The 6,000-nt window shown below is 57.9% G+C and carries 6 protein-coding genes (1 of these 6 only partly in view); 4 read left to right on the forward strand and 2 right to left on the reverse strand.

Translation table 11 applies throughout. From position 1 onward, the window contains the following. Positions 1-125: 125 nt before the first annotated feature. Positions 126-674 (reverse strand): formaldehyde-activating enzyme, encoded by a 549-nt coding sequence (locus K5845_RS02645; protein WP_046477347.1) that lies wholly within the window; start codon positions 672-674, stop codon positions 126-128. Between the two features lie 128 nt (positions 675-802). Next, entirely contained in the window at positions 803-2,158 is a 1,356-nt protein-coding gene (locus tag K5845_RS02650; protein ID WP_287958323.1) for an NAD(P)H-dependent oxidoreductase, read from the reverse strand. A gap of 189 nt (positions 2,159-2,347) precedes the next feature. Here K5845_RS02650 and K5845_RS02655 point away from each other — a divergent pair, with 189 nt between their 5' ends. The 4 genes from K5845_RS02655 to K5845_RS02670 form a co-directional block, all read left to right on the forward strand. Further along, positions 2,348-3,340, forward strand: a complete 993-nt coding sequence (locus tag K5845_RS02655; RefSeq protein ID WP_046477345.1) for an aldo/keto reductase — start codon at positions 2,348-2,350, stop codon at positions 3,338-3,340. 136 nt (positions 3,341-3,476) lie between these two features. Then, positions 3,477-4,727 (forward strand): chromate efflux transporter, encoded by a 1,251-nt coding sequence (chrA, locus tag K5845_RS02660; protein WP_287958324.1) that lies wholly within the window; start codon positions 3,477-3,479, stop codon positions 4,725-4,727. Between the two features lie 142 nt (positions 4,728-4,869). Further along, complete coding sequence (locus K5845_RS02665; protein WP_287958326.1) at positions 4,870-5,385, forward strand: hypothetical protein; 516 nt, start codon at positions 4,870-4,872, stop codon at positions 5,383-5,385. A 121-nt stretch (positions 5,386-5,506) separates the two neighbouring features. Continuing rightward, a protein-coding gene (locus K5845_RS02670) for a lipase family protein (protein WP_287958328.1) crosses the window boundary here: on the forward strand, positions 5,507-6,000 show its 5' portion. 844 nt of this gene lie beyond the right edge of the window; only the first 494 of its 1,338 coding nucleotides appear in the window; its start codon is at positions 5,507-5,509; its stop codon lies beyond the right edge, outside the window.

Here is a 6,000-nt window from a genome sequence, read left to right on the forward strand (position 1 = left end):
TTTTTGAATGCTGCGACCGGGCCGTTTGTTCTTATCGGAAAACTGCTTCACTTTTCCGGAAGCACCAGCCCTTTGTTTAGTCGTGCTTCTTATTGGAAAACCGGTTCCCACTTTTCCGGGGCACTCTAGATCTCTCCCTTGAGACCCTTCTCGAAGTATTTGTGGATGATCTTGTCCTGGTTCTCGAGGAGCCAGTCGATCGAGGGACCGAACGTCATGGCCTTGTGAATGGCCTGTGCGGTCGCCTTGCGATGAATATCGAACAGGATTTTGTGGTCGAGATCGTCGATCTCTATGACCGAGGGGTTGAGCCAGACCGAAACGATAATACCGAGATCGTTGGCCTTTTCTTTCGGGATATCCCCAGACCGGACGCTATCGAGCACGCCCATCGCCGTCGCGTATTGGACCGTACCCATCAGGATGTTGGTATAGCGCTCGTTGTCGACGGTGACCTTCGATACGCAGATCGTCGGTGGCCGGACCATGACATCGGTATTGAGAAGCGCCAGAACGCGGGAGTGGCCAACGACCTGATCACCCAGAAGGTTCGCGAACGCCGTGCCGAAGGGGCCGTCCATTTCGCCAATGGCGACTTCAGGTTCAGCGGCTGTGCCAGGAGGGCCGCCTGCGACCAAGCTTTCGCCCACGCGCAAGACAATGCGGTCACTCATGTAGATTTTCCCTTGTTGATTTTTCGGTCGAGGCGCACAGGGTCGCCTCAGCGATCGGCCGAACAATAGCCGCGCTCTATATGACCGGGAGAGCGGAGATAGGCAAATCCGCAGCGTCGGAGCTGGAGCTAGGATACCGTCGCGTTCGGAGCGAACACGCGTTCCATCTCTCGCCTGGTTTGGACGGCCGCGTCGGTTTCATCGACTTCGACGTCCTGCCAACGGAGTGCTTTGCCTTCGGAGACCGGAACGGCCAACTTCGCGCCCTTGGCTAAGCCAAGAGGGAAAAACCCTTCGCTCAAGCTCACGTCAGCGGGCGTTTGACGTCCCCAGACCGTGAATCCGCCTTCGCCATCGAGAATCTCGCCAGCGGCCAAATCGCGTTTCGCGACGGCGACTACGTCCGAGTTGAATACGATGGGGGTGCCTGTGGGCTCTTTGCGCAGAACGACATTCGCGACAGAGATGCCGAGTTCAAGGCCGATCATATGTGTTGGTCGGTACAGAGACGCGAAGTCGCCGCTGCTATCAACGAGACAGTTGTATTCGCGCAGGCATTGACGGGAATAAGCGCTATCTGACGTGATCACCACGAAGGTGCCCATGGCGAGATGGTGCGGGACGTCGCTGCCGTCGCGGTTCAAAGAGGATGTGACTTCCGTCACGCCGATACGTTCCAGTGAGCCGCCTTGCGCCCTGGGCTTCAAAACTTCGGCCAACTCAAACCGTGACGCCGGCGGGAAGCGCAATCCGCCCGACTGAGGCAGCAAATCGCAAGCGTTGCAGACCGCGGTCATCTCTACGGCCGACTTCGTCCCATCCAGGAAAGAGTTGAACATCTGCGCATTGATATGGCTGCGGTCTTCGATCGGTAGGTATTGGATCAGAACATCCCAGACCGTATCCGGCGTCAGGCTGTGATAACTCGGAAGATAGCGCGTGCCTTTGCCGGCGGCGACGACTTCGAACCCGCAGGTTCTCGCCCAATCTACCTGTTCGCAGATCAGGGCGGGCTGATCTCCCCACGCCAGAGAATAAATCAAGCCAGCACGACGGGCGCGATCAGCCAAGAGCGGTCCTGCGAGGGCGTCGGCCTCGACATTGACCATGACGAGATCTTTGCCCTGCGTAACGGCTTTCGTCGCTGTTGCGATCCCAACGGCTGGATCTCCCGTCGCCTCAACGATCACGTCAAAGGCGGGATGCTCGATGAGTTCGTCGGGATTGTCGGTCAGGTAAGTCTGGCCAGAGGCTAGGGCGTCATCAATACTTGTGGTTGTAAGGCGCTCTCCGGGATATCCCGCGGCCGCATATCTCTGGCGTGCACGTGTGACAGAAAGGTCAGCAATTCCCAATATATGCACACCCGGAGTCAGACGCGCCTGCGCCAGATACATCGTGCCGAACTTGCCTGCACCGATGAGCGCGACACGAATGGGTCGGCCTTCATCCGCGCGGGCCCGCAACATTGCCGAAAGGTTCATGTGTCCCCTTCCTCCTTCTTGTCGCGCGATACGCGCGGGCGATGGACCTCGTCATCTCTTAGATATCATTGATGATTGATGACGACAGGACAAATGCTGCTTGTTGCGCGAACCGTTTTGCTGTGGCTAGCCTACCGGGAATAACATTCAAAAAACGATCGTGCGCCGTGGGGGCGGAAGGAGAGAAGTATGGAGCAACGTCGGCTCGGCAGGTTGGGATCGCGCGTTTCGGCGGTCGGGCTGGGGTGCATGAACATCGGTGGCAGCTACGGCGCTGCTGATGAAACCGAAACCATGCGTCTGTTCGGGCGTGCGGTCGATCTCGGGATCAATCACTTCGACACAGCCGATATCTACGGAATGGGCACGTCCGAAGAAATGATCGGCAAGTTCCTCAAGCGGGAACGGCCACGTATTGCGCTGGCCAGCAAAGGCGGTGTGCGCTACGTGCGCGCGACGGGCGAACGATTTATCGACAACAGCCCTGCCTATCTGCGCCAAGCTATTGATAATTCGCTGATGCGTCTCGGGCGCGATCACATTGAGCTCTATTACGTGCATCGCCGCGAGGAAAATCGTCCGATTGAGGAGGCGATCGAGGCGATGGCACAGCTTAAACGGGAGGGAAAGATCGGGGCGATTGGTCTTTCCGAAGTCTCACCAAGCACGTTGCGGCGCGCGCACGAGATTCACCCCATCGCTGCGGTTCAAAGCGAATATTCCTTATGGACCCGTTTGCCCGAACGCGGGATGCTCGAGACCTGCCGGGAGCTGGGCATTTCGTTCGTAGCCTTTAGCCCTCTTGGGCGCGGGATGCTGACCGGAAATCTGCCGGATCCTTCCTCGTTCAGCCCCCGCGACATCCGCAACAAGAACCCCAGATTTGCCCCCGGGAACTACGAGAAAAACGCCGCCGCGATCGCAAAGTTTAAGGCTGCAGCGGACGCTATGGATCGGACGCCGGCAGAACTCGCAATCGCCTGGGTTCTGGCACAGGGTGATAATGTTATTACCATTCCGGGCACACGCTACGAACGTCATCTCGAGGGCTTGGTCGCGGGTGGCCAACTGCGGCTAACGGAAGCTCAGCTGCGCGACATCGAAGCCGCTTTCCCGGAGGGTTTCCCTTGGGGCGAACGCTATGCACCTCAGCAATCGTTAGGCGTCGAAAGCTACGATTAGCCACTCGCTCAGCGCCGCAAACCTTCACGCAGGCGTTTTACTCTTCTGACATTGTAAGCGACATCCACCATCGGCTATCAAAGCGCTCTTGCAGCGGTGGACAACCGCCGAGCTTAGCGAAAAAGGCATAAAAATAATGACGCTAGCGACCGAGGGAGCTGAAGACAGCAAACGACGCTCATCCGTGTGGGTCATTCTCCTGATTTTCACCCGGCTTGGACTGACCTCTTTCGGAGGTCCCATCGCGCATTTGGGATATTTCCGCGAGGAGTTCATTGCCCGTCGGCGCTGGATGAGCGAAGCCGAGTACGCCGACATGGTGGCTCTGGCGCAGTTTCTGCCGGGTCCGGCGTCCAGTCAGGTTGGCTTTGCAATTGGCGTCTTGCGGGGCGGCTTTCTTGGGGGACTTGCCGCGTGGGCGGGTTTCACACTGCCGTCGGTTTTCCTGCTCATCGCGTTCGCTTATGGCACCGCTGGCTTTGACAGTCCGCTCGCAGCCAGCGTGCTGCACGGGCTGAAGATTGTTGCGGTCGCGGTCGTTGCTCAGGCTGTTTGGGGCATGGCCCGTTCGCTTTGTCCTGACCGAGAACGCGCTACAATCGCCGTTCTCGCCGTTCTGATCATCGCGTTTGTTGGCGGGTCGCTTGGACAAATCTCCGCAATCGTTCTTGGGGGGCTGATTGGCCTTTTGATTGCGAACCGGTTGCCCGACGCGACGTCAGCTACGAGCGCAGCCTCTTCCCATACGCACTTGGCCATGCCTCTCTCGAGAGGTGCCGGCGCGGCCCTCTTGCTTACGGCTATTGCTCTTCTCGGCGCGCTGCCGCTGCTGCATCATCTCAATATCGGTGGGCAGGAGATTGCCCTGTTCGACGCTTTCTACCGCGCAGGCGCTTTAGTGTTTGGTGGTGGTCACGTTGTATTACCGCTCCTCCAAGACTCTGTTGTTGATGCCGGTTGGGTCACACCGGATGCTTTTATGGCGGGATATGGTGCAACCCAGGCTGTTCCCGGCCCTCTCTTCACCTTCGCGGCTTACCTCGGGTTTGTTTCTGGTCCGGAGCCTCACGGCTGGTCGGGCGCAGCGATCGCGCTCGCTGCGGTGTTTCTTCCGGGTTTATTGCTCATGATGGGTGCGCTTCCCTATTGGGACACTTTGCGGCGCTTCAAGTCGGCGCGGGCTGCCATGGCCGGGATCAACGCAGCTGTCGTCGGCGTCCTCGGGGCTGCGCTTTATGATCCCGTCTGGACCAGCGCCATCCTCAACCTCAAGGACTTCACGCTTGCCGTCATCGCTTTTGTCCTACTGATGGCATGGAAAGCGCCCGCTTGGATGGTGGTCGTTGGCACCGCTCTCGGAGCTGTAGTTTTTGCGCAGATTCCATAAGGCGTTATGGGGTGTACAGATAAAGTTAATGCCACATTAACCCTACAAACCCTAGGATCGCGTCGCCCATCGCGACGTGGCCGCAAGGGGAGAGCTATCAATCCCTCAACCGGACGATGCCACGTTCCGGCAAGTCGCGCGAATGATCCTAAACATGTTCAACGAGGACTTTCTCGACACGCACAGCGAGTTGAAAAAGGAACTCGAAGACATGATCGGCTTCAGATTAAACGGGATTTCCGTTTTGGATCTGTTACGCGCCGTCGTCGAACCCGACAGTAAGCTTGCGGAGAAAATCGAGAATGCACTGGCCGGCATGGAAGGCAGCAAGGTCTCACAGCGACTGGAGCGTGCGGAACAAGGTCCTCAGACGGTTGAAGCTGCTATCGCGGACGCATTGAAGACGTCACCCATCGATGAGGTCGACCCGGAGACAATGGCCGAAGATCAACAAGCCATCGAGAACGCGAAGGTTCACGCCAAGCTCGAGGGTGTCCTCGATATGCAGGACCGCGCGCAGGAAGGTTCAAAAACCGAACGTACAGGGCATGAGGATGACGCGTGGGATATCGACAGCCTGACGCCGCGGGCGTATGCCGATGTTGCGGACACTTCTGAAGACGAGGAAGACGAACTGTCGCCCACGACAACCATTTGATATCAAAGAAATTTCTCGTTGATCCGCTCCGCTATCGTTCGATCGTTCGGGCTCGCTGACAAGCCTCTCCCAATTCCTGTTCAGTCGGCTAGACTTTAGCCGGCTGGGGACGGAGGGGATTATGTTTAAGAGATTGTTTCGTCAGCGTTCGGAGGCATTAGACAACCTTCCAGCCGATGGCCCCATTGTCATAACGGTGCATGGAACCAACGATGCCGATGTTCGCGACGACGGTATGCGCTGGTGGCAGCAAGGGTCGCGTTTCACAACTCGTCTTGTGGAGAAGCTCGGGGAGCTGGGCTTTTCCGGTGCACATATTCTCCCAGTGCATTGGTCCGGCGCGAATTCCGACCACGATCGTCTCATCGCCGCAGAGGAATTGTCTCGCGTTCTCACAAGCCTTGAACGCTCGGGTCGTCCGCACGCGGTGATTGGCCACAGCCACGGTGGCAATGTCGTCATGGAAGCGCTCGCATTGCGCCGACGTCGCCAACCCCTCAGTAGCGTCATCACCTTTGGAACACCGTTTTTTGTAAGACGACTCAAGCCTATAGCAGCTTTGATCGCCATCTTTCAGGTGCTGCTCGGTCTTGTGGTTGCGCCTGTCATGGCGTG

The sequence above is a fragment of the Filomicrobium sp. genome, assembly GCF_025698805.1.
In the GTDB taxonomy this organism is placed as follows: domain Bacteria; phylum Pseudomonadota; class Alphaproteobacteria; order Rhizobiales; family Hyphomicrobiaceae; genus Filomicrobium; species Filomicrobium insigne.